General features: G+C 40.2%; 16 protein-coding genes and 1 other annotated feature. Of the genes, 6 read left to right on the forward strand and 10 right to left on the reverse strand.

Annotated elements, in window-relative coordinates:
- Nucleotides 1-113 precede the first annotated feature (113 nt).
- Nucleotides 114-1,388 carry a tyrosine--tRNA ligase gene (gene tyrS, locus WKU33_RS07810; protein ID WP_340454037.1) on the reverse strand — a complete coding sequence of 425 codons (1,275 nt, stop codon included), beginning with the start codon at nucleotides 1,386-1,388 and terminating at the stop codon, nucleotides 114-116.
- A gap of 48 nt (nucleotides 1,389-1,436) precedes the next feature.
- Nucleotides 1,437-1,646 (reverse strand) — a binding site (T-box leader).
- A 119-nt stretch (nucleotides 1,647-1,765) separates the two neighbouring features.
- Between tyrS and WKU33_RS07815 the strand changes: the two genes are divergently transcribed.
- The 5 genes from WKU33_RS07815 (at nucleotide 1,766) to WKU33_RS07835 (ending at nucleotide 9,058) form a co-directional block, all read left to right on the forward strand.
- Nucleotides 1,766-4,753: a transglycosylase domain-containing protein gene (locus WKU33_RS07815; protein ID WP_340454038.1), complete on the forward strand. Its 2,988-nt coding sequence runs from the start codon at nucleotides 1,766-1,768 to the stop codon at nucleotides 4,751-4,753.
- 154 nt (nucleotides 4,754-4,907) lie between these two features.
- Nucleotides 4,908-5,558: a GNAT family N-acetyltransferase gene (locus WKU33_RS07820; RefSeq protein WP_156856743.1), complete on the forward strand. Its 651-nt coding sequence runs from the start codon at nucleotides 4,908-4,910 to the stop codon at nucleotides 5,556-5,558.
- A 3-nt stretch (nucleotides 5,559-5,561) separates the two neighbouring features.
- Nucleotides 5,562-6,212 carry an acetoin utilization AcuB family protein gene (locus WKU33_RS07825; protein ID WP_336253265.1) on the forward strand — a complete coding sequence of 217 codons (651 nt, stop codon included), beginning with the start codon at nucleotides 5,562-5,564 and terminating at the stop codon, nucleotides 6,210-6,212.
- Nucleotides 6,209-7,381 (forward strand): acetoin utilization protein AcuC, encoded by a 1,173-nt coding sequence (locus WKU33_RS07830; RefSeq protein ID WP_336253266.1) that lies wholly within the window; start codon nucleotides 6,209-6,211, stop codon nucleotides 7,379-7,381. Before WKU33_RS07825 ends, WKU33_RS07830 begins: the two co-directional genes overlap by 4 nt.
- Before the next feature lie 204 nt (nucleotides 7,382-7,585).
- Complete coding sequence (locus tag WKU33_RS07835; RefSeq protein ID WP_340454041.1) at nucleotides 7,586-9,058, forward strand: UDP-N-acetylmuramoyl-L-alanyl-D-glutamate--2,6-diaminopimelate ligase; 1,473 nt, start codon at nucleotides 7,586-7,588, stop codon at nucleotides 9,056-9,058.
- Between the two features lie 58 nt (nucleotides 9,059-9,116).
- Here WKU33_RS07835 and motS read toward each other — a convergent pair whose 3' ends face one another.
- The 4 genes from motS to WKU33_RS07855 form a co-directional block, all read right to left on the reverse strand.
- Nucleotides 9,117-9,896, reverse strand: a complete 780-nt coding sequence (motS, locus tag WKU33_RS07840) for a flagellar motor protein MotS (protein WP_156856739.1) — start codon at nucleotides 9,894-9,896, stop codon at nucleotides 9,117-9,119.
- On the reverse strand, nucleotides 9,886-10,731 hold the full coding sequence (gene motP, locus WKU33_RS07845; RefSeq protein ID WP_156856738.1) for a flagellar motor protein MotP: 846 nt from the start codon (nucleotides 10,729-10,731) through the stop codon (nucleotides 9,886-9,888). The genes motS and motP overlap by 11 nt, the downstream gene beginning before the upstream one ends.
- Nucleotides 10,732-10,790: 59 nt before the next feature.
- Entirely contained in the window at nucleotides 10,791-11,795 is a 1,005-nt protein-coding gene (gene ccpA, locus WKU33_RS07850) for a catabolite control protein A (protein ID WP_156856737.1), read from the reverse strand.
- 251 nt (nucleotides 11,796-12,046) lie between these two features.
- Nucleotides 12,047-13,120: a bifunctional 3-deoxy-7-phosphoheptulonate synthase/chorismate mutase gene (locus WKU33_RS07855; protein WP_156856736.1), complete on the reverse strand. Its 1,074-nt coding sequence runs from the start codon at nucleotides 13,118-13,120 to the stop codon at nucleotides 12,047-12,049.
- Nucleotides 13,121-13,328: 208 nt separating this feature from the next.
- On the opposite strand from WKU33_RS07855, the gene WKU33_RS07860 reads away from it, so the two are divergent.
- Nucleotides 13,329-15,461 carry a cell division protein FtsA gene (locus WKU33_RS07860; RefSeq protein WP_340454045.1) on the forward strand — a complete coding sequence of 711 codons (2,133 nt, stop codon included), beginning with the start codon at nucleotides 13,329-13,331 and terminating at the stop codon, nucleotides 15,459-15,461.
- Nucleotides 15,462-15,663: 202 nt separating this feature from the next.
- On the opposite strand, the gene WKU33_RS07865 is transcribed toward WKU33_RS07860, so the two are convergent.
- The 5 genes from WKU33_RS07865 to WKU33_RS07885 all read right to left on the reverse strand — a co-directional run bounded on the left by WKU33_RS07865 (nucleotide 15,664) and on the right by WKU33_RS07885 (nucleotide 21,969).
- Nucleotides 15,664-16,278, reverse strand: a complete 615-nt coding sequence (locus WKU33_RS07865) for a YtxH domain-containing protein (RefSeq protein WP_156856734.1) — start codon at nucleotides 16,276-16,278, stop codon at nucleotides 15,664-15,666.
- A gap of 33 nt (nucleotides 16,279-16,311) precedes the next feature.
- On the reverse strand, nucleotides 16,312-16,725 hold the full coding sequence (locus WKU33_RS07870) for a DUF948 domain-containing protein (RefSeq protein WP_156856733.1): 414 nt from the start codon (nucleotides 16,723-16,725) through the stop codon (nucleotides 16,312-16,314).
- 304 nt (nucleotides 16,726-17,029) lie between these two features.
- Nucleotides 17,030-18,343: a UDP-N-acetylmuramate--L-alanine ligase gene (gene murC, locus WKU33_RS07875; RefSeq protein WP_156856732.1), complete on the reverse strand. Its 1,314-nt coding sequence runs from the start codon at nucleotides 18,341-18,343 to the stop codon at nucleotides 17,030-17,032.
- A gap of 123 nt (nucleotides 18,344-18,466) precedes the next feature.
- Nucleotides 18,467-19,576, reverse strand: coding sequence for a nicotinate phosphoribosyltransferase (locus WKU33_RS07880; RefSeq protein ID WP_156856761.1), 1,110 nt, complete (start codon nucleotides 19,574-19,576; stop codon nucleotides 18,467-18,469).
- A gap of 65 nt (nucleotides 19,577-19,641) precedes the next feature.
- Nucleotides 19,642-21,969 carry a DNA translocase FtsK gene (locus WKU33_RS07885; RefSeq protein ID WP_340454105.1) on the reverse strand — a complete coding sequence of 776 codons (2,328 nt, stop codon included), beginning with the start codon at nucleotides 21,967-21,969 and terminating at the stop codon, nucleotides 19,642-19,644.
- Nucleotides 21,970-22,298 lie beyond the last annotated feature (329 nt).

The following is a 22,298-nucleotide window of genomic DNA, read 5'->3' on the forward strand; positions in this document are numbered from 1 at the left end:
TTTTTTGATAATCACCAATAAAGAGGTTTTCACTGGGACAAATGCTCTGACCCTCTGTCCCAATTCAGAAAAGAGCTCAACAGGTTTGTTCCTGTTAAGCTCTTTATCAAAGTTTAACTAAAATCAATTAGGGTATATTTCTTTTTCCCGCGGCGGATGATGGTAAATACATCCTCGATACGGTCGTTTGCAGTTATTGTGTATGCGACGTCCTGCTGTCTTTCGCCATTAATGTAGATCGCACCATTTGAAATATCTTCTCTTGCCTGGCGTTTCGATGGGGAAATCTTCGCTTGAACGAGCAAGTCGACTAAACCGATATCTTCTTTATCTAAAGCATGTGTCGGCACATCTTTAAATCCTTGCTCGATTTCCGAGATCGATAATTCCTTAATATTCCCGCTGAATAATGCTTCTGAAATGCGGATTGCCTGCTCGAGTGCTTCCTCACTGTGGACCATTTTTGTCATTTCTTCAGCAAGTCTTCTTTGGGCAACTCGCTTCTCTGGCTGTGTTTCTACTTCTTTCTCTAGCTCTTCAATTTCTTCTTTTGAGAGGAATGTGAAGTACTTCAAGAATTTCACAACGTCGCGATCGTCTGTGTTGATCCAGAACTGGTAAAATTCATATGGAGTCGTTTTTTCCGGATCAAGCCAGATTGCGTTACCAGCAGTTTTTCCGAATTTCGTACCGTCTGCTTTCGTAATTAATGGAACGGTTAAACCGAATACGTTGACTTCCTCTTCTTCCGGATTCTCTCTCGTCCGGCGGATCATTTCCATTCCTGCTGTAATGTTCCCCCACTGATCACTACCACCAATTTGCAGTTGAACATTCTCTTCTTCATACAATTTCATGTAATCAATCGACTGAAGCAGCATGTAACTGAATTCCGTGTACGTAATACCTGATTCAATCCGAGAAGAAACAGATTCTTTCGCAAGCATGTAGTTAATACTGAAATGCTTTCCTGCATCACGTAATACATCAATAAATGTCATATTGCTTAACCAGTCATGGTTATTCCGGGAGACCACAGGGTTCTCCCCTTCCCCGAATTTTACAAGACGACCAATTTGCTCCTGGATACTGTTCGCATAACCCATCACAACGTCTGCAGTGTTCAAATTGCGCTCCGCTGAACGTCCGCTCGGGTCACCAATCATCCCGGTACCACCACCAACTAGTGCTATTGGCTTATGTCCAGCTTTCTGGAATCTTTTCAGCATGACAATTGGTACAAGGTGGCCGATATGAAGACTGTCTGCTGTCGGGTCGAACCCGCAATACAATGTAACAGATTGTTTATTTAATAAATCTTCCAAACCTTCCCGGTCCGTGACTTGATTGATTAGTCCCCGCCATTCCAACTCTTCTAAGATATTCATCCTACTGTCTCCTTTATAATAAAAATCAAAAAAGCTCGCTCCTTATAAAAAAGGGACGAGCTTATTCACGCGGTACCACCCTTGTTGCACAACTGTGCCACTTGGGATTGTTAACGATGTCTCCACCGTTCTTAAGGCTGCTCACCAAAAGAAATGCTCCAGATTGTAATTCGCCTGTAAATATATATTGGCTTGCACCGACCGCCAACTCTCTTTAATAGGGATTTACTAGACTACTGGTTCCTTCTTAGCATAATAAGTTTATTTAAATTATATTATTAACACAAAAATAGTTCCTTAGCAACCTTTTCTGAAAAAGCGTTCATGAAAAAATCGTTATATGGTATAATTATAAACGAGTTTTAGGAGGGTTTCAAATGGATTTTAAAAAAAGCATCCAACAATTTTTTAATAAAATACAAGAATCCTGGAAAGCAGGAAAAATCCAAAAGACAAGCCGAATTACATATGGTGTGATGTGGAATGTCATTTTATTCTTTTTAATTATTAGTTTTATCGGCATGTTTTTCATTGGAGGAATTGGTGCAGGTTACTTTGCTTCCCTCGTAAAAGATGAAAAAATCCTAGATTATGAAACAATGGCTCAGGAGATTTACGATTATGCCGAAACATCGAGCATGTATTTTGCTAATAACGTCTATTTAGGTGATATCAATGCAGATCTTTATAGGGATGAAACGACACTGGATAATATCGCTCCCGAGCTTATTAGTGCAGTAATCGCCACGGAAGATGAATATTTTAATGAACATCAAGGTGTTGTTCCAAAAGCTATTGTACGGGCTTTTTTACAGGAATTGACAAATGCTTCCACCCAAACAGGTGGTAGTACGCTAACACAGCAATTAATTAAGAACCAAATTTTAACGAATGAAGTGTCCTTTGAAAGAAAGGCGAAAGAAATTCTGTTAGCACTAAGATTGGAACGATTCTTTGAAAAAGATGAAATTCTCGAAGCCTACTTAAATATCGTTCCATATGGCCGTGATTCATCGGGAAGAAATATTGCTGGTGTCCAGACAGCGGCTCAGGGAATATTTGGCCTTGATGCGAAAGATGTGAATCTAGCCCAAGCAGCCTATCTCGCTGGTTTACCGCAAAGTCCATCAGCTTACACTCCGTTCGTCAGCGGCGGTGGCTTAAAGGATGAGGAAGATATTCAGTATGGGCTGAACCGAATGAAGACCGTCTTAAACAGAATGCTTGATATGGAGTACATTACACAAGAAGAATACGATGAAGCAATCAACTACGATCTTGTTGCAGATTTTAAAGAAGATCAAAAGTCACCATTTGAAGAGTACCCGGTCTTGGCAGCACAAATTCAAACCGATGCGAAAGATATTTTGTACAACGTATTTTTAGAAGAAGACGGGATTACAAAAGAAGATTTACAAGAAAACCCGAAACTCAAAGATGAATATAAATCGAGAGCGGACCGTGCTTTGCAAACGAATGGGTATGAAATCCACTCAACGATCGATAAAGAATTGTACGATGTGTTCCAAGAAATCGGAAAAAACTTTGATCAATACGGCAATAACAAGTTCACCGAATATCCAAAAGAATCCGGTGAGATGATTGAACAGGCTGTACAAGGTGCAGCTATCATGATTGAAAACTCTACTGGGCGGATTATTAGCTTCTTTGGAAACCGGAACCCAAGTATTGAGAATCATTATAATTATGCAACACAAGCAGTGCGCTCAAATGGTAGTGCGATGAAACCGATTCTTGTATACGGACCAGCGATGGAAGAAGGACATATACAGCCGGGAACACCAATTGCCGATGCGTACTTGGCAGTTCCGGATAGCGGTGGAACAAAAGAAATCAAGAATATTGACTTAAGGCATCACGGCTTGTTACCGGCTCGGACGAACTTGGCTAAGTCATATAACATACCAGCCGTAAGAACCTATCTACCAATGATCGACATCAATCCAGTCGATAAATATTTGCGACCAATGGGAATCAGTACCATAGAGGATGAGGAATATGCCAACGCCTCTCTCCCACTTGGCGGATTGAAACACGGTATCACGATTGAAGAGAACGCGAATGCTTTCTCCACCATTGCGAATGGCGGACAATTTGCCGACGCGTATATGATTGAAAAAATAACGACAAAAGACGGCGATACAATCTATGAACATGAAGTGAAAACGAATGAAGTATTCTCTCCGCAAACGAGTTACTTATTAATTGATATGATGCGGGATGTTATTTCAGACGGAACAGCAGCTGGCTTACGTTCCATGCTAAAATACAATAATGTAGATTGGGCCGGGAAAACGGGAACCTCTCAAAATACGGAGAACGTCCATTTTGTTGCAAGTAATCCGAATATCACCTTTGCAACATGGATGGGCTACAAAATACCAGATGGCCTGGAACATTTAAACCACAGTAAGAGAAACCTAGCTTACTGGACTAAATTTATCAATGCTGCAAGTGACATCAACCCAGAGCTTGTTGCTCCTGACCATGCTTTCCAACAACCGGAGGGCATTGTCCAAAAAAGCTACTGTGCAATTTCAGGAAAGCTTCCAAGTGAACTATGTGAAAAAGCGGGGCTCGTCAAGACCGACTTATTCAATGCGAAGTTTGTCCCGACCGAAGTGGATAATAGTTTAATAACCGGTGATCAAATTATTGTGAATGGGAAAGCTGTTTCACCAGGCCCTGACACTCCTGGAGAATTTACAAAAGGCGGCGGCCTCATGTTTAATCCGGAGTTTTTAAAAGAAAAAGGCTACGATAAACTTCCGGATATCACACAACTCATTCCACTGAATGAGGACCGAAGTAAATGGGAAAAAATAGGATTTCCTAATACAAATACAACAACGTATAGTATTAGTGATGACGGAAAAGCACCAGAGCCGCCGACATCGGTCAACGCTTCCGGTAACCAGATTACATGGAACGCTTCATCGAGCAATGATATTGTCGGCTATCGTATCTACCGGGCAACAAAAGGAAGCGACAGCTTTTCAAGAGTCGGCAGCACGACATCTACAAGCTTTAAATCAGGAAGCGGAGATGGAATCTATCATATCCGGGCCGTCGACTACTTCGGTCTCGAATCCAAACCTTCTACAGCGGTAACCATTGGTAAAGCCGAGAAAAAGAAAGTGAAAGAGAAGGATCAAGATAAAGATAATAAGAAAGAGGATAAAGGCAAAGAAAAAACCTCTGAAAAAGAATCTAAAGAAGCCGACGAAAAAGATGATAAAAAGAAAGACATAGATGAGGATAATGAAGACAAACAGCAAGATGATAAAGAAAAAGAAAAAGAGAAAGAGAAGAAAAAAGACGACAAAGAAAATAAAGACGAATAGCGCACAACGGAATACACCAACGTCGAATTTTAAATCAGGAGCTAAGCTGCTCCTGATTTTTTCTTTTCTATAAGCCTACATATAAAGTACTAAAAAATATACAGAAAGTGTTGTATACTAAATGTAAGCGCATTTATTAATAGGTGGTGAAGCAGTGGAGCATATAAAAACCTTTCATTCAATAACTTACGAAACATCAAGCGGACCACTTACAATCGAGGGTCCCCTCTCAGTAGACGAATTACAAAAGTACAACTTTCACGACAAACTGACTGCATTCCGGCCCGCAAAGAAACAATTTGAAGCCCTTCTTGAAATCGCAACCTTTGAAGAGGCAAGAATTATCGTCGCCCGAACCGAAGAAATGATTATCGGTTATGTAACCTATCTCTACCCCGACCCTCTTGAACGCTGGTCCACTTTTAATATGAAAGAATTAATCGTTTTAGGTGCCATTGAAATTATCCCAGAATATCGCGGAGAACGAGTAGCATCTAACTTATTAAAAGTATCGATGATGGATGATTATATGGAAAATTATATCATAATCTCGACAGAATATTATTGGCACTGGGATCTGGAAGGTACCCAATTAAGCATCTGGGACTACCGGAAAGTCATGGAAAAAATGATGGCTGCAGGCGGGCTTAGCCCGGCTCCCACCGATGACCCGGAAATCATTTCCCATCCGGTCAACACATTAATGGTCCGCATCGGGAAAAATGTCTCGGATGCTGCTGTAGAAGAATTTGATAATTTACGTTTTCTTTCAAGATACAACCAACGAAAAAAAAGTGAGGGATGAATCATGTTAGTAGAAAGCATCATGAACACCGATGTTATTACGCTCCCGCCTACTGCAACAATTGAGGAAGCACTCCGTTTATTAAAAGAAAATAAAATTAGGCACATACCAATTGTTGAAAAAGATACCCGAGTAATCGGAATCGTCTCTGACCGGGATGTCCGTGACGCCATGCCATCAAGTTTTCTTAAGGATGCTGATCGGAAAGAATTACAAAATGAAATCCAAACAATTATGACACAGCCGGTCATCACCGTTCATCCATTAGATTTTGTTGAAGAAATAGCCCGAATTTTTTATGAAAAAGAATTCGCCTGTGTCCCCGTCGTCAAGAATGAACAACTCGTTGGTATGGTAACCGAAAAGCATATGCTGCATACCTTTATTCAGCTAACTGGAACCCATGTACAAAGTTCTCAGATTGAAGTCAAAGTGCCGCACCGGCCAGGCGTCCTTCCCGAAGTAGCTCAAATCATCGGAGATCATAATGTGAATATCGTATCCATTCTTATTTATCCATATGGAGATGATCCCGAGTATAAAGTGCTCGTTTTCCGTGTCCAGACCATGAATCCGATGCCAATTATTCGAGGAATTAGGGAAGCTGGTTTTAAACTGCTTTGGCCGAATAATATTATGGAGCCAAAAATATGAGTGAACAAGTTAAATTTGTATTCTCCGATGACTTTTTAACCTATCATTTTAATCCAGAGCATCCATTTAATCAAAAACGGGTTTTGCTTACAAAGGAATTATTGGAAGCGGTTGATTTATTACAAGACGATGATATTATCCCTCCGAGGAAAGCAACAGAGGAAGAACTGGCACTTTTTCATAATCATGAATACATCGATGCGGTAAAAAAAGCTGGTAAAGATAGACTGACACCAGAACAAGGAGCGGTTTTCGGACTTGGTACAGAGGATACCCCAATGTTTCCTAATATGCATGAAGCATCCAGTTACCTTGTCGGTGGAACACTCACAGCAGTGGATGCTGTATTGTCTGGTACAGCTAACCATGCCTTAAATCTTGGTGGTGGTCTGCACCATGGATTTGAACGGCAAGCATCTGGATTCTGCATATACAATGATGGCGCGATTGCGATTAAATATATACGAGAGAAATACAATTTGAAAGTGTTGTATGTAGATACAGACGCACATCATGGTGACGGCGTCCAGTGGGCTTTTTATGATGATCCTAATGTTTGTACCTTATCGATTCATGAGACAGGACGCTATTTATTTCCAGGAACCGGCGACGTTCGCGAACGCGGTATTAAAGAAGGACATGGATATTCATTTAATTTGCCAATTGACGCATACACTCAAGATGAATCTTTTCTGGAGCTTTATGAAACGGCTTTCAAAGAAATTGTCGATTACTTTAAGCCTGATGTTATCCTTACACAAAACGGTGCAGATGCCCACACATTTGACCCACTCACCCATTTATGTGCATCAATGGCAATTTATGAAAGAATTCCACTACTCGCCCATGAGCTTGCCCATGAATATTGTGATGGTAGATGGATTGCTACTGGTGGAGGAGGCTATGATATTTGGCGGGTTGTTCCGCGAGCATGGGCCCAGATTTGGAGTGTGATGAAACAAAACAAGGTAATGGAAGGTGATCTGCCTTCTAGCTGGTTAAATAAATGGCAAAAAGAGTCCCCCGTTCCACTGCCAATTACGTGGCATGACAGAAAAGAGGCTTTCCCGGAAATTCCGAGGAAGCGGGAAATCGAAGAGAAAAATTTAAAACTGCTTGAAGCTATGCTGAAATACGCCACCCTTCATAAGCAAAACTCACAAAGCTAAACTTAAGATCTGCTCCTACTCATCCTTTGCAATTACTGGATAGTTAGGAGCTTTTTTCAATCCATGAATTCATCCATCCTACAATAGACTTTCTTTTTTAGAAGGGATATAATAAAAAAGTAAAGCTTTAAAACTGGAAGTTGAATGAGTTTCACTATATAACAAGTGATTTACCATGTCTTTCTAATTAAGGAGATGAACTGATTGTTACTAAAAGACATTTTGAAAAACATGGATTATGAAGTAATCCAGGGAGATATAAACCAAGAAATTTCAGCTCTTACATATGATTCCCGAGAAAAAAAGGTTGATAGCCTTTTTGTATGTATAAAAGGATTTACTTTGGATGGTCATGACAAAGCACAAGAAGCGGTAGGTAATGGAGCGCGAGCAATTCTAGTAGAAAGAGAGATCCCTATTTCTGACGATATCACCGTAATAAAGGTTGCAGATACAAGATATGGCATGGCTAAAGCAGCAGTTAACTTTTATAATAAACCAGCTGATTCTTTAAATGTGATCGGAATTACCGGAACAAACGGGAAAACTTCTATCACCCATTTTCTAAAAGCGATCCTAGATCAAGCTGATAAGAAAACCGGAATAATTGGAACGTTAGGCACGCTGATGAATGAAAAAATTATTCCCACGAATAACACGACACCGGAAGCTATCGATCTCCAGCGCTTCTTAAGCGATATGAAAGATTCGGAACATGATTATTGCCTAATGGAAGTTTCTTCCCACTCCCTGCAGTTGAAACGTTCTGCATACACGTCATTTAGTACGGGGATTTTTACAAACTTAAGCCCGGATCATCTGGAATTACATAAAACAATGGATGACTATTTTGAAGCGAAAGCCGAATTATTTACAATGACGAATAAATTTAATATCGTCAATGTCGATGATTTTTATGGACAAAAACTAGTCCAACAATTAAACAATCCGGAAGTGAAGACACTCTCCTATGGCATCCATGAAAAAGCTGACTTTTATGCGACAGATATCAATTATTCCTTCGATCAAACAACATTTACAGTCCATACGCCAAATGAATCAGCGCAAATTACGATTCATCTGCCAGGTGAAATATATGTTTCGAATAGCTTAGCCGCTATTGCAGCCGCTTATTGCAATGGAATAAATATGGAAGCAATTCAAAACGGCCTTAACACGGTAAAAAATATTTCAGGCAGACTCGAGACGGTTTATAAGCAAGGGGATTTCCGTGTTGTTGTAGATTTTGCCCATACAGAAGATGCGTTGCAAAAAGCTCTCACGGTACTTCGGCCATTTGTAAGTGGAAGACTTATCCTTGTCTTCGGAGTTTATGCTGACATGAGTGAAAACGGGAGAGATAAACGATATGGCATGGGACGTGTCGCTGCAGAATATGCCGATTTCTCCATTGTCACATTAGATAATCCAAAAAAGCATGACATCAAAACGATTATGAAAGAGACAACTGATGCTCTTGAAAGAAATAAAGGCAGTTACATCGCGATAGAAGACCGAGCTGAAGCAATTCGCTGTGCAATAGAAATGAGTCATTCGGATGATTGCATCTTGCTTGCCGGTAAAGGTCATGAAACAACACAAATTATTGGAGATAGAGAAATTCACTTCTCGGAAAAAGAAATTGTCCAAGAAGCAATGCAGACTAAAACATTTTGATGATACATAAAAAAAGCAGAGAGATTTTTTCTTTCTGCTTTTTGCTTATAAAGAAGTATTAGTCAGCTTCATAATCCGTATTTAATATTGTAATTTCCACACGTCGGTTCAAACTCATATTCTCTTCTGAATCATTCGGGACAACTTGTCTTGTGTCACCATAGCCCGCAATTGAAAAACGCGACTCTTCCAAGCCAAATTCGTCAATCAAGTATCTGACTACACTACTTGCTCTTGCGCCGGATAATTCCCAGTTGGAAGGATAACGATAGGTGTTGATTGGCCTTGAGTCTGTATGACCCTCCACCTTGATATCATTCGGCATTTGTGAAAATAAGCTGCCGATTTCCTTAAGGAATGGCTTTCCTTCATCTAAAATAATCGCTTCTCCCATATCGAAAAAGATGCTATCTTGAAGCACAAGCAGGACACCACGTTCAGTAATTGTAGCCGTAATCTCATCATTTAACTCATGCTCATCCAAATATGCTTCAACACTTTCCACAAGCTGATTTAAAGATTCTTCTTCTTGTTGCTTGCTTATGTAGGCATCCCGACTGACATTAACATCAATCGGATCATCTGCTTCATCTTTTCCGCTCTCTTCTACATTATTCCCGTCCTGCGGGTAACTGTTCGGTACAATAGAAGGAAGAAAATCAAGTACTTCACGATTCTGAAATGATTCTGCGACAGCTTCAAATTTAATCTGATCGATTCGAGACATCGAAAATAACAAAATGAAAAAAACAAGGATCAACGTTACCATATCCGAATAAGTGACAAGCCATTTTGCTGCACCTTTTTCCGGTTTTCTTTGTTTACGTTTACGCTTCATTTACCCGATCCTCCACAAATCCGGAACGCGCTGCTTCTTCTTCTTTTTCTTTCATTTCTTCATATTTCCGTTTATCTGTATGGGAAATGAATGCACTTAGCTTCTCTTCCAATATTCGAGGATTTTGTCCAGACTGGACACCGATAATACCTTCGATGATAATTTGTTTCAAGAAAACTTCTTCTTCCGTCTTTGCTTCCAATTTACTTGCCATCGGGATGAATACCAAATTGGCAAGAACGGTACCGTATAAAGTCGTAATAAGAGCTATTGCCATTGCCGGACCTAATGTAGCCGGGTCGGATAGCTGATTTAGCATCAATACGAGCCCTACTAGCGTTCCAATCATCCCCCAAGCCGGAGCATACTCACCCGCCTTTTCAATGATTGTACGGCCTTTATAATGCCGTTCCTCCATTGCCGTGATTTCCGCATCCATTATGTCGGTGATCACTTCTGGTTCAATTCCATCGACTGCAAGCATAATACCCTTTTTGATAAAAGGATCCTCTACTTCGTCCAATTCATTCTCCAGTGCCAAGATTCCTTCTCTTCTAGCACGTTCAGATAAACGAATGAACAGTTCAATCATCTCCGGCAAGCGGTCTTCTGTCTTGACGAAAGACTCCTTAAGTACCGTGCCAGTCAATTTAATCTGTTCCAACTTAAAGTTAATTAATAAAGATCCAATGACACCACCAAGCACGATAAAGATAGAGGGAACGTCAAGGAAAATTACTACTTCCCCCACTCCTCCACTCGTGCTGATGGCGAAGATAATCATCATAAACCCAACTGTAATGCCGATCGGAGTAAGTATGTCTTTTTTTGTCATCCAAATCTCTCCAAACATCAATTAAATACGTGAGTAGTTCCTCTATATTTATATCGGCATTAATTAGATAAAGTTGAATCTCTTTTTTCAAGACGGTGTGGAAGAACGACATTTTTATCCGTCACTTCTTCTTTGTTCATATACTTCGTCAATAATCGCATTGCAACAGCTCCGATATCATACATAGGCTGAACGACCGTTGATAACGTCGGGCGGACCATTTTAGCAAGCTTCGTATTATCGAAACCGAATACTTGAATGTCTTCCGGCACATTGTGTCCACGATCCTGGAATCCATGAATAACACCGATTGCCGCTTCATCGGATGTTACAAATACAGAAGATGGCTTACTGTCCAGTTCAATCAATTTCTCTGCTACTGCGAGTCCTTCATCATAAGAAGAATCGATTGTAAATACAAGCTCCTCATTGAATTCGATATTCGACTCTTTCACTGCACGGACGTAACCTTCGTACTTTAGGTTATTAACAACGGTCTCGCGTAAGCTGCCTACAAAAGCAGGCTGTTTATTTTCATTGTTATTGACCAATTCTTTTGTCGCTTCATAAGCTGCCAACTCATAATCAATGTTGACAGATGGGATTTCATTGGACGAATCATAAGTCGCAGCAAGCACAACCGGCACGGAAGATGTTTTAAATTGCTGAATATGTTCGTCGGTAATGTTACCGCCCATAAATAAAATTCCGTCCACTTGTTTTTCAAGCATCGTATTAATTAACTGCAACTCATTTTCTTTTTTGGAATCTGAGTTACTTAAAATAATATTATATTTGTACATCGTAGCAATATCTTCAATTCCTCTTGCAAGTTCTGAAAAGAAAATATTCGATATATCCGGAATTATTGCCCCTACAGTCGTCGTCTTCTTACTTGCCAGCCCACGGGCTACCGCATTTGGTCTATAGCCTAAGCGTTCTATAGTAGCAAGCACTTTTTTCCTTGTAGTAGGTTTAACATTCGGGTTCCCGTTAACAACACGAGAGACAGTCGCCATGGATACGTTCGCTTCTCTTGCGACATCATAAATAGTTACAGTCATCACATATACCTCCAGTATATTCGTTCTCTTTTTTCTATCATACTCTACCATGAAAATTTTTTCAAAAATAACATGAAAATTTTCATGAAAACTTGTATATAACCTATTCTACCCAAAAAAATATGGACATAACTATTTTACCAGAAGGAAAAATAGTTATGTCCTAATCTATTCATTACATAAGAAATCAAATGATAAAGATATTCTGGATAGCTATCGTTTCTAACTCTAGCCACGTCCACTATGTTCCTTTATTTCAAACGGTTTTCCAGATCTGTGATTTCCTCAAAGAACTTATCAAAGGTTGGGATGTCCATTTGTTGTGCAGAGTCCGATAGTGCTACTGCTGGGTCTGGGTGGACTTCAGCCATGACTCCATCTGCTCCGATTGCCAGTGCTGCTTTCGCTGTCGGTAATAATAGATCTCTTCTGCCTGTTGAATGTGTAACGTCCACTAGAATTGGCAGGTGTGTTTCTTTTTTCAATACGGGTACTGCTGAAATATCAAGCGTGTTTCGCGTAGCTGTTTCATACGTTCTAATCCCACGTTCACAAAGGATAATATTCGCATTTCCACGGGAGATAATGTATTCCGCAGCATTAATGAATTCTTGAATTGTTGCAGATAGACCACGCTTTAAGAGAACCGGCTTGTCTACTTCCCCTGCAGCTTTTAATAATTCAAAGTTCTGCATGTTTCTTGCACCAATTTGAATGACATCGATATATTCTACCGCTTCCTCAATATGAGCCGGATTAACAATTTCACTAATCACCGCTAAATCATATTCGTCAGCGACACGTTTTAATATTTGTAATCCTTCAACTCCAAGTCCTTGGAAGTCATACGGGGATGTGCGTGGTTTAAATGCGCCCCCACGGAGTAATTTCAAGCCCTTTGCTTTAACCGCTTTAGCAACCTGAGCTACTTGTTCATAACTTTCAACTGCACATGGTCCAAATACATAATTTGCGGAGCCGTTTCCTATCTTCGTTCCATTAATTTCAATGACCGTATTTTCCGGTTGTTTCTTCCTCGATACGAGTAGAGCTTTTTGATGATCATCTTTTTGCAGCTCTAAACCAGCTTTGAAGATCTCTTTAAAAATATGGTCGATTGTTGCATCTTCAAACGGGCCGGTATTATGCTTTTTAATATTATCAAGCATTTCTCTTTCACGGACCGGATCAAATTTATACATACTCTGTTTCGATTTCACCTTACCGATTTCCTGAACTAATTCAGCCCGACGGTTAATTAAGTCCAAAATCTCTAAGTTCACTTCATCTAGTTGCTCTCTCAGCTGTTCCATTTGATTACTCATTCGTAAGCCCCCTGCACAGTTTTTAATAATTAGACACAATTATAGCTAAAAATCTGTTATTTGTCACTATTAATTTAATAAAATAATAAAACACCGCATACTATCGGGTTTCCATCACGTTCCACTTTCCTCTTGTTAGAAGTCAAGGTACTACAGTCCATTAATATGTGATAGATTAATAGGGAGAGAATGATTAGAGGTGAGCATTATGGAAAATATAATTTTCGCTTTAGATATAGGAACAAGATCAGTTACAGGTGTAATTGTCAGAAGGGATGAGGATTCCATCCAGTTGATTGATTATTGCATGATCGAACATGAGGCACGCTCCATGCGGGACGGCCAAATTCACGATGTCCCCGCAGTTGCAGCCACGATTAAAAAAGTAAAAGAATCACTTGAGATAAGCTATGGTTCCCCTTTACATAAAGTATGTGTCGCGGCTGCTGGCCGGTCATTAAAAACGATTGAAGCAAGTGCGACAATCGATTTAACTAAATTTCCGATAAAGAATGAAGAAGACGTAAAACATTTGGAACTTGCCGCTCTCCAAGCTGCCCAGGAAAAGCTCGGGGCAAAGAAATATGCAGATAGCTATCAGAATTATCATTGCGTCGGCTACTCCTTACTATATTATAAATTAGACAAGGAACGGATTGGCTCATTAATCAAGCAAACGGGAAATGAAGCAAGTGCAGAAGTAATTGCGACTTTCTTGCCGAAAGTAGTTGTTGAGTCCTTACTTACAGCTGTCAAAATGGCAAATCTTGAAGTAGAAGCGATGACGTTGGAACCAATTGCTGCCCTTCACGTTCTTATCCCCGAGTCCATGCGCCGCTTAAATGTCGTTCTAGTAGACATTGGTGCCGGCACAAGCGATATAGCGATAACCGAGCATGGAACGGTGGTCAGCTATGGTATGGTGCCTCTTGCGGGAGATGAGATTACCGAAGCACTCAGTGACCAATATTTACTCGACTTTCCAGAAGCGGAAAAGGTAAAAAGAAAAGTTGTTTTGGAAAATGAAACAGAGATAGAAGATATTCTTGGCTTCACTTCTACCATTACCTACGATGCGTTCGTTGATCATATGAAAGATGAAATTAACCGACTCGCAACGGTGATAGCAGAAGAAATTAAAAAATTAAATGGAAAAGCCCCTCGTGCTGTTATGTTAGTAGGTGGCGGTAGCCTTACTCCAACCATCGCAAATGAAATTGCTGTAAATCTGAATTTACCACCTAACCGGGTTGCTATCCGCGGTGTGGAAGCTATCCAGCAACTACAGCCGAATGCTGCATTTCCTGGCGGTCCTCTCTTTGTAACGCCGATTGGAATTGCCATTACTGCAAAGGAACGTCCAGTCCAATACACAGAAATTATAATCAACGAAGAAACTATCCGCCTATTTGAGGTAAATGAGCAGACGATTGGTGATGCACTGATACAGGCAGGCCTTAAAATTCACAATTATTATGGAAAACCTGGCATCGCTGCAATGATAAAGGTTAATGGGAAAGAAGTTACGATTCCAGGAGGGTTCGGCGAATCACCAACCATTTATTTAAACGATGAACCGGCTACAACCGAGACCCGTATAAAGCAAATGGATGTTATTAAACTGGAAAAAGGGCGTGATGGGGATGCTGCTGCGATTACATTAGAAGAATTGATAGGGGAAACAAAACAGATAAGAGTTAAGTTTAAAGATACGTCTTATTCACTCGGCACAATATATACTGTAAATGGTAAGCCTAAACCTCCAAGGTATTATGTACAAGATAAAGACGACATTCACTGGTCGCGGCTAGAAAGCGTACAAGATTTTCTTGATTTTTACAAGCTTGGTAGAGATGTTAACCTAGAGTTTCCAATCATTGTCAATCAAAAGAAAATTGATCTTCCTGTTGGAAAGACGACAATACTTGTAAACGATAAGGAAGCAACTACGGAAACAGTTTTACATGATGGAGATGAATTAAAGTTTACTTCTGCTAAGACACCTATTGTAAAGGATATCTTCGAGTATCTCGGAAAGTCCGATTCCTATTCGATTCAAGTGACCTTTAACAAAGAACCTGTCTCTCTTTATAAGCCTGCATATATGGTTACGAATATGGAAAAGATTTTACATAATGATAGTGAATTACATCCGTATATCCGTCTAACGATGAAAGAAAGAGAAACTCCTTTCTTCGTTTTTCAAGATGTTTTTCGACATGTTGCACTAGATTTAACACATGCGACCGGGAATTTCAAATTATATTGCAATGATGAAAGAGCCGGCTTTGATACCCCTATCCACGACCGGGATTCCTTAGCAATTGTTTGGGATGATTGAACGGCAAAAAGGCTACAGCCGCTAATAAGCACAGTAGCCTTTCTTCATTCTTTATCACGTATTAACGGTCTGTAATACCCCCTTCTCTAAACATGATGGAAACCCAATATGTGAAGGATGGGGTAAACAGTACGTAAATACCTGATTCTGTTCAACTAACATTCAGTGGGGGGTAAAGATTCCCTACTGAATGAGTTTCACTTTATCTCGTTGTTCCACTGCTGTTTTTATTGCTTTTCAGTTCTTTATCACCTGTTTTTACAGATTCAGCAGCTTTATCAGCACCTTCTTCTATTTTCTTACTTACTTCTTTTGCAGTTTTTTCTACCTTTTTATCCGCTTTATTGGCAGCTTGTTCAACTTTCCTATCCGTTTTCTTTGCAGCTTGTCCCACTTTGTCTTTCGCTTCATTTAACTTCTTATCCGCCTCAGAAACTGCTTTTTCTGTTTTATCTGCAGCTTGCTTTGTGGCATCTTGTGTCTTCTCAGCGACTTCATTTGTGATATCCTGCGCTTTATTTGCAACTGTTTTCGTTAGTTCTTTAGACTTCTTCGTTAATTCCGCACTTGTATCCATTGCTTTTTGTTTGAATTCTGCACCGGTTGTATATGCTTTATCTTTCCAATCTGATCCTTTTTCAACTGCGATATCTTTAAATTCACCGGCACGGTTTTTTACTTGCTGAACACCCCTATTTAGATCATTACGAGTTTCTTTCCCCGATTTAGGTGCGAATAATAATGCTGTAGATGCACCGATTACTGCTCCTAGTACGACACCAATTGCAAAGTCTTTCGTATTATTGTTTTCTGCCATTGTTATTCCCTCCATATATTTGAATAATATTGATTAGTACTTACTTTCTTTTCTCTTTAGGACATATTCTAAAATAGATGCTCCCCATTTCACCGCTTCATTTGTCTTCGCTTGTTCTTCCTGCGATGCACGGGAGATACTATTCGTTAGTTGTTTTAACGAATGATCAAACTCCTTCATCGTCTCACCGATTCCTTGGGCCCCATCAACTAAACCGTCTAATTTGCTGGATTTCAGTTCAACATCATCCGCAAGCCGGTTCGTTTTATTTAGAAGTTCGGTTGTTTCATTCGTTATCCCCTTTAACTGCGTTTCTAGTCCCTGCAGTGTTGTCTTCGTATCGTTCAAAAATTCTTTCGTTACCTTTATGGTATGAATAATGTAAAACGTCAGTACCACAAGAGCTATAACTGCGATGATTATAGCAATATAAAGCATAACTTCCATTTTTTCAGCTCCTTTAACAAATAATTGCTTTTGTTTGATAGAATAGCGGTACTTGATTACTTTATACCCCAACTATCCCTAACTAAACATGAACTTATAGAAATAGTATATAACTTAATGAATGAAATTTCGAATGATACGGCGAGACACAGGGGTAAAGTGAGTCCTTCCTGCAAAAGTTCAATAATTTGAACCCCTCATGAAGAAATATGTAAAAAAGCCTGCCCAAACGGCTTCCTTTCTAAGGTTACCCTAGGCAGACTTTATCTACTTCCAGCACCCTAAGCGGGCGCCGGAGCTTTGTTCATTTATTCAATACTTGTGTGTGAATTTCAGGCTTATAGGCTTCAATAAACTTCTGTATGTCGCCTGCTCCCATAAAGATCAGCACACTGTCCTTATGCTTTGTTAAAACCTCTGTATGATTAATATCTAGAAGTTCACAGTCTTCGATTAATGCCTGAAGATCGCCGATTGTTAATTGACCGGCTTCTTCCCGGGCGGACCCAAAGATTTCACATAAATAGATAAAGTCAGCACCTTCAAGACTATCAGCAAATTCCTGCAGAAATGTCTTTGTCCGTGTAAATGTATGCGGTTGGAAGATAGCTACAATCTCTTTATCCGGATATTTTTTCTGCGCTGATTCAATTGTTGCTCTGATCTCTCTTGGGTGATGAGCGTAATCATCAATAATTATTTGATCGTTCACACGCTTCTCTGTAAAGCGCCGTTTCACTCCACCGAACGAACTCAAGCTCTTTACCTCTTTAGCTGGGATGCCTTCATAATGGCATAATGTAATAACCGAGAGCGCGTTTAAAATATGGTGATCTCCGTACATAGGGATCGTGAATGTATCATAATAATTACTTCTGATAAAAACATCAAAAACAGTACCTTCCTCTGATGTTTTAATATTTCTAGCTTGAAAATCATTGCCCGGTTCAAGTCCATAATAAAGAACAGGAACATTGGCGGTAATTCGCTGCAAATACTTATCATCACCACAAGCGATAATACCTTTTTTCACTCTGTCTGCCATCTCTTGGAAGGCAGAAAAGACATCATCGACACTTGTAAAATAATCCGGGTGATCGAAATCAATATTTGTCATAATCGCATAATCTGGTTCATAGCTCAGGAAATGCCGGCGATATTCACAGGCTTCAAAGACAAAATATTCACTATCCACATGGCCTTTTCCTGTTCCATCTCCAATCAAATGAGAGATTGGAAAAGCCTCATTTAATACGTGGGCAAGTAAACCGGTCGTTGAAGTTTTACCATGGGAACCTGTAATTGCAATACTCCGGAATTTCTTCAGCCAATCGCCGAGAAAATCATGATATCGATAAAATTCACAGCCTAAACGTTTTGCTTCTTCAATTTCTTCATGGTCATCGGGGAATGCGTTCCCTGCGATAATTGTATATTCCGCTTTAATATTATCTTTAGAAAACGGGAGAATTGGAATGTTTTTTTCAAGTAAAGCTTCTTCCGTGAAAAAATGTTTTCCCACATCCGAGCCTTGAACGGTCTCACCGGAGTCGTAGAGAATTTGTGCGAGTGCACTCATTCCAGTTCCCTTTATACCAATAAGATGGTAAGTTGTCATAAAAAGAACCTCCACATGTACAAAAAAGGATTTGTCTTACTGTTTGTGATAGATTATCACACAATAGCTTATTATAGCAAACAATCAAGGACATGAAAATAATCCTTTCAGCCCACCTTGTTTCTATACGTTTTTATATTCCACTACCTCGAGCCGTGGATTCGGACGAAATCTACGTCCTTCCTTCGCTTCCGGTGAACCATTCAATAGGACGAGATCCCCTGTGAACCCGATATTAAGCCGTAATAAGCTTCTTCCTACACCATACATATCAACCGGTACACCAGCTTCTTCAAAATCTTTAATACGTTCTTCCGTAAAGCCGCCGGATACCATAATTTTCACATGCTGGAATCCTTCATCATCAAGCGCTTTCCGTAAAGCAAATAATAGCTCTGGATTAACCCCACGTGGGTCGAATGTTCCAAGTAAATGATGATTTCTCAGGAAATATTTATCCACTAACGTACGGGAAGTATCGAGGCGGACAGAGCTCAATTTATCGCCGAAACGCTTTGCTACTTTTAATGAATCGGTAATGACATCATTATTATAGTCGACAAGTGCAGATAATTCATCACCAGGGAATACTTCATGATACGCTTCAGCCGCTGCCACGACATCACCACGGAACATCTGAATGAGTGCGTGCGGCATTGTCCCCATACCTTCTTTTCCCCACCATTCGTTCATTGCATGGGTTGCCTGTGCAGTGGAACCGCCAATAAATGCTGCATATCCATCTCCTGCTTGAGTCGTATAATGGTCATCCCTGTCCCCCATGAAAATGACAGGCTTTGGCTTTTCAGTTATGCTCGCTGCTTTTACCACATTGTATACATTCGTTGCGACAGATGTTCTTCTCGCAAGAATTCCATCAATAATTCCTTCTAAATAGCCGAATTGCTGATAAGCGCCTGATATCGTAAGAACCGTCTCATACGGACTGATTCGGTCTCCGTCTTTCAATGATTTGATTTCCAATGTTTCTGGATTATCCGCGAACGAATGAAGTAAAGCAATCACTTCATCCGTACCGCAAAGAACTGCATCATCTTTTTGAAAAAATTGCATCGTTACATGATTATTAGGGATTTTCTCTTCGGCAATCTTTTTCGTTTTTAAAAAATATACTGCAGAAAACCAGCCTTCCCCAATACGTTCATCAAATTTAAATGTTTTATTTGTTAAACGGTCAATCTCACCTGCAAGCTTTCGATCGATTTCTTTCATCATTTTTCTCCTTATTATTTATCCTATTAACAATATGATATAAAAATATTGCAATTGAAACAAATTTAATCGCTTATTCGGGCAGCGGCTTCCGACACGAGGACCTCTCTCGGCTTACTCCCATTTTGCCCAGATATAATACCACGTGCTTCCAACGTATCAATTAACCTTGCCGCCCGGTTATAGCCGATTTTGAAATGGCGCTGGAACATGGAGGTGCTTGCTGATTGTTGATGGACGACAAACTGAATTGCATCTTCAAGCAGCTCGTCCTCATCTTCTTCCATATGAATTTGTTCCAGTAGCTCTTCTTGCTCAAACAAATAGTCCGGTTCGGCAAGATCTCTTGCAAAGGCTGTAACTCTTTCAATTTCTTCGTCAGATACAAATGGTCCCTGTAATCGGACACTTTTTCCTGTTCCGTTCTCCATGAACAACATATCACCTTTACCTAGGAGCTTCTCTGCCCCACTCGCGTCAAGGATTGTACGGGAGTCCACTTGCGAAGATACACTAAAGGCAATCCGAGTTGGTATATTTGCTTTAATGAGTCCCGTTATAACATCAACAGATGGTCTCTGGGTAGCAAGTAAAAGATGAATTCCGCAAGCCCGTGCTTTTTGTGCAATTCTACTGATGGCATTCTCCACATCCTGTGGTGACATCATCATTAAGTCAGCCAATTCATCAATGACGATGAGGATATATGGCATTTTTTCATTCTTTCTATGTTCGCTCATTACTTTCCGGTTGAACCGCTCAATGTCTCTAACGCCTTCTTCCACGAAACGTTCATAACGTTCTTCCATTTCATTAACTGCCCACTTCAAGCTCTGTGTCGCTGCTTTTACATCGGTAATAACTGGTGAGACAAGGTGCGGCACACCGTTATATGGCGCTAGCTCTACCATTTTCGGGTCGATCAAGAGCAATTTCACATCTTCATGACTCGCTTTATATAAAACACTTATAAGGATTGTGTTAATGCACACGCTCTTCCCTGATCCGGTTGCACCAGCTATTAGGCCATGCGGCATCTTTTGGATATTTGTAATTTTAGGTTTACCTTCAATCGTTAGACCCAATGCAGTTGTAAGTGGAGATTTGCTCTGTTTAAACTCTTCCGTCTCCACAATTTCTTGCAGTCCAACCATTTGTGCTGTTGGGTTCGGTACTTCGATTCCAACTGTATTTTTCCCCGGAATCGGTGCTTCAATCCGGATATCTTTAGCAGACATATTTAATTTTAAATCATCGCTTAGGTTTCTAATTTTACTTACCTTCACACCTAATTCTGGTTGCACTTCAAATCTTGTAACAGATGGGCCTTGTGTTGCGTGAACAACCCGTGCACCAACGTTAAAATGTTTTAGTGTCTGTTCAAGCAAGTTCTGCTGTTCTTCAATCCACGGATCATTTGCATAATCTTCTTCTTGCGGGTCATTTAAAAGATGTAGCGGAATATGAATATCTTTTGCTGGTTGTTCCACCTCTGATTGATTCGCTTCCGACTGTATTGCCACTGGTTTTACAGACTCGTTCTCCGGTTTTCTTTCTGGGCGCTCTTTGTGCCGCTCTAATCCCCGCATCCTCACCCTCTCGTTCCGCTCCATTTTCGCTTTATCGAGTGGTGTCATTACAACGTTAAACGGTACTTCTCGTTCATTCCCCTGTTTTCTCTCGCTTCTCTTTCTGTTCTTCTCAAGCTGAGGCGCTTTTTTATGTACCTGGTTTTCTGCTGTTTCTTCCTGCGCCAATTGTTGGATTGTTTTAATTTCTTCTTTTTCCGGTCTTTCTTCTGTTTCTAGTTTTTCTTCTGTCTCTATTGGTTGCTCCGTCTCTTCAGTCGCTAGCTCGAATATTGCTGCCGTTTCCTGTTCCGGCTTAATCGTTTCACTAATCAGTGGTTCTTCTTGTTTTTGTTCTTTTATTTGTTCTTCTATTTCTTCTATTTGGACTTCCGATCGCTCTTCTTTTTTTGCTTTCTTTCGAGCATAAGCGGGCACATTTTCGACTTCGTTATCCCTTTTTTGAAAACCATATATTGGAGAAGGGACATCTGAAGCTTGAAATGGCGGTGCATTTTCATCTTTATATACTTTTCTGACTGGGGTTGGACTGGATGCTTTCTTTTCTTTTTTCGGCTGGGCCGGTTGCACCGATTCTTGATTTCTTCGTACATATGCTGGTTTATATTCATTTTTCTCCCGATTTTCCATTGGATCTGGAATTACTGGAAACCGGAAAGGTCTATTCTCTGGATACTTATAAGTCATTCTCGCTTTTATTTCCTGATGATTCTGTTGAGGTTGTTCCGAATCCTCAATTTCAATTTCTTCCTCTACTTCAGTCAGGAAAAAGTTTTTCATTTTATCTAACCAATGCTTTAACATTTCATTCACTCATTTCCTTTTCAATCCATGTTACTTTTCCATTTTACCAGTTTTTTAGAGTTGGATGTAGTTTTATTGAATTTATATTATAAATAACTCCACTTTTCAGCGTGAGTGTATGCAACTTACTTCTGGAGGTCCGCAGTCCAGACACCTCTCGCTTTCCGCGGGCGGCTGGTGAGCCTCCTCGGGCTGTCGCCCTGTGGGGTCTCACCTAGGCCTATCCTCCCGCAGGAGTCTCGAGGTGTCTGGACTGCTCCGAGGAAAGGCCCCGTTTGGAATGCTATTTAATATTCCAAAGGCACACCCTGTATCGTGATAGAATAATC

The organism is Oceanobacillus sp. HCA-5259, assembly GCF_037892815.1.
GTDB lineage: Bacteria > Bacillota > Bacilli > Bacillales > Amphibacillaceae > Oceanobacillus > Oceanobacillus indicireducens.

Bases quoted from the DNA above. Each gene is read 5' to 3' on its own strand.
- ccpA (WP_156856737.1), bottom strand. From the start codon at position 11,795: ATGACTGTAACTATTTATGATGTCGCAAGAGAAGCGAACGTATCCATG.
- WKU33_RS07825 (WP_336253265.1), top strand. From the start codon at position 5,562: ATGTTAGTAGAAAGCATCATGAACACCGATGTTATTACGCTCCCGCCT.
- WKU33_RS07885 (WP_340454105.1), bottom strand. From the start codon at position 21,969: ATGTTAAAGCATTGGTTAGATAAAATGAAAAACTTTTTCCTGACTGAA.
- WKU33_RS07880 (WP_156856761.1), bottom strand. From the start codon at position 19,576: ATGAAAGAAATCGATCGAAAGCTTGCAGGTGAGATTGACCGTTTAACA.
- murC (WP_156856732.1), bottom strand. From the start codon at position 18,343: ATGACAACTTACCATCTTATTGGTATAAAGGGAACTGGAATGAGTGCA.
- WKU33_RS07870 (WP_156856733.1), bottom strand. From the start codon at position 16,725: ATGGAAGTTATGCTTTATATTGCTATAATCATCGCAGTTATAGCTCTT.
- WKU33_RS07860 (WP_340454045.1), top strand. From the start codon at position 13,329: ATGGAAAATATAATTTTCGCTTTAGATATAGGAACAAGATCAGTTACA.
- WKU33_RS07855 (WP_156856736.1), bottom strand. From the start codon at position 13,120: ATGAGTAATCAAATGGAACAGCTGAGAGAGCAACTAGATGAAGTGAAC.
- motS (WP_156856739.1), bottom strand. From the start codon at position 9,896: ATGAAGCGTAAACGTAAACAAAGAAAACCGGAAAAAGGTGCAGCAAAA.
- WKU33_RS07815 (WP_340454038.1), top strand. From the start codon at position 1,766: ATGGATTTTAAAAAAAGCATCCAACAATTTTTTAATAAAATACAAGAA.
- WKU33_RS07830 (WP_336253266.1), top strand. From the start codon at position 6,209: ATGAGTGAACAAGTTAAATTTGTATTCTCCGATGACTTTTTAACCTAT.
- motP (WP_156856738.1), bottom strand. From the start codon at position 10,731: ATGACAAAAAAAGACATACTTACTCCGATCGGCATTACAGTTGGGTTT.
- WKU33_RS07865 (WP_156856734.1), bottom strand. From the start codon at position 16,278: ATGGCAGAAAACAATAATACGAAAGACTTTGCAATTGGTGTCGTACTA.
- tyrS (WP_340454037.1), bottom strand. From the start codon at position 1,388: ATGAATATCTTAGAAGAGTTGGAATGGCGGGGACTAATCAATCAAGTC.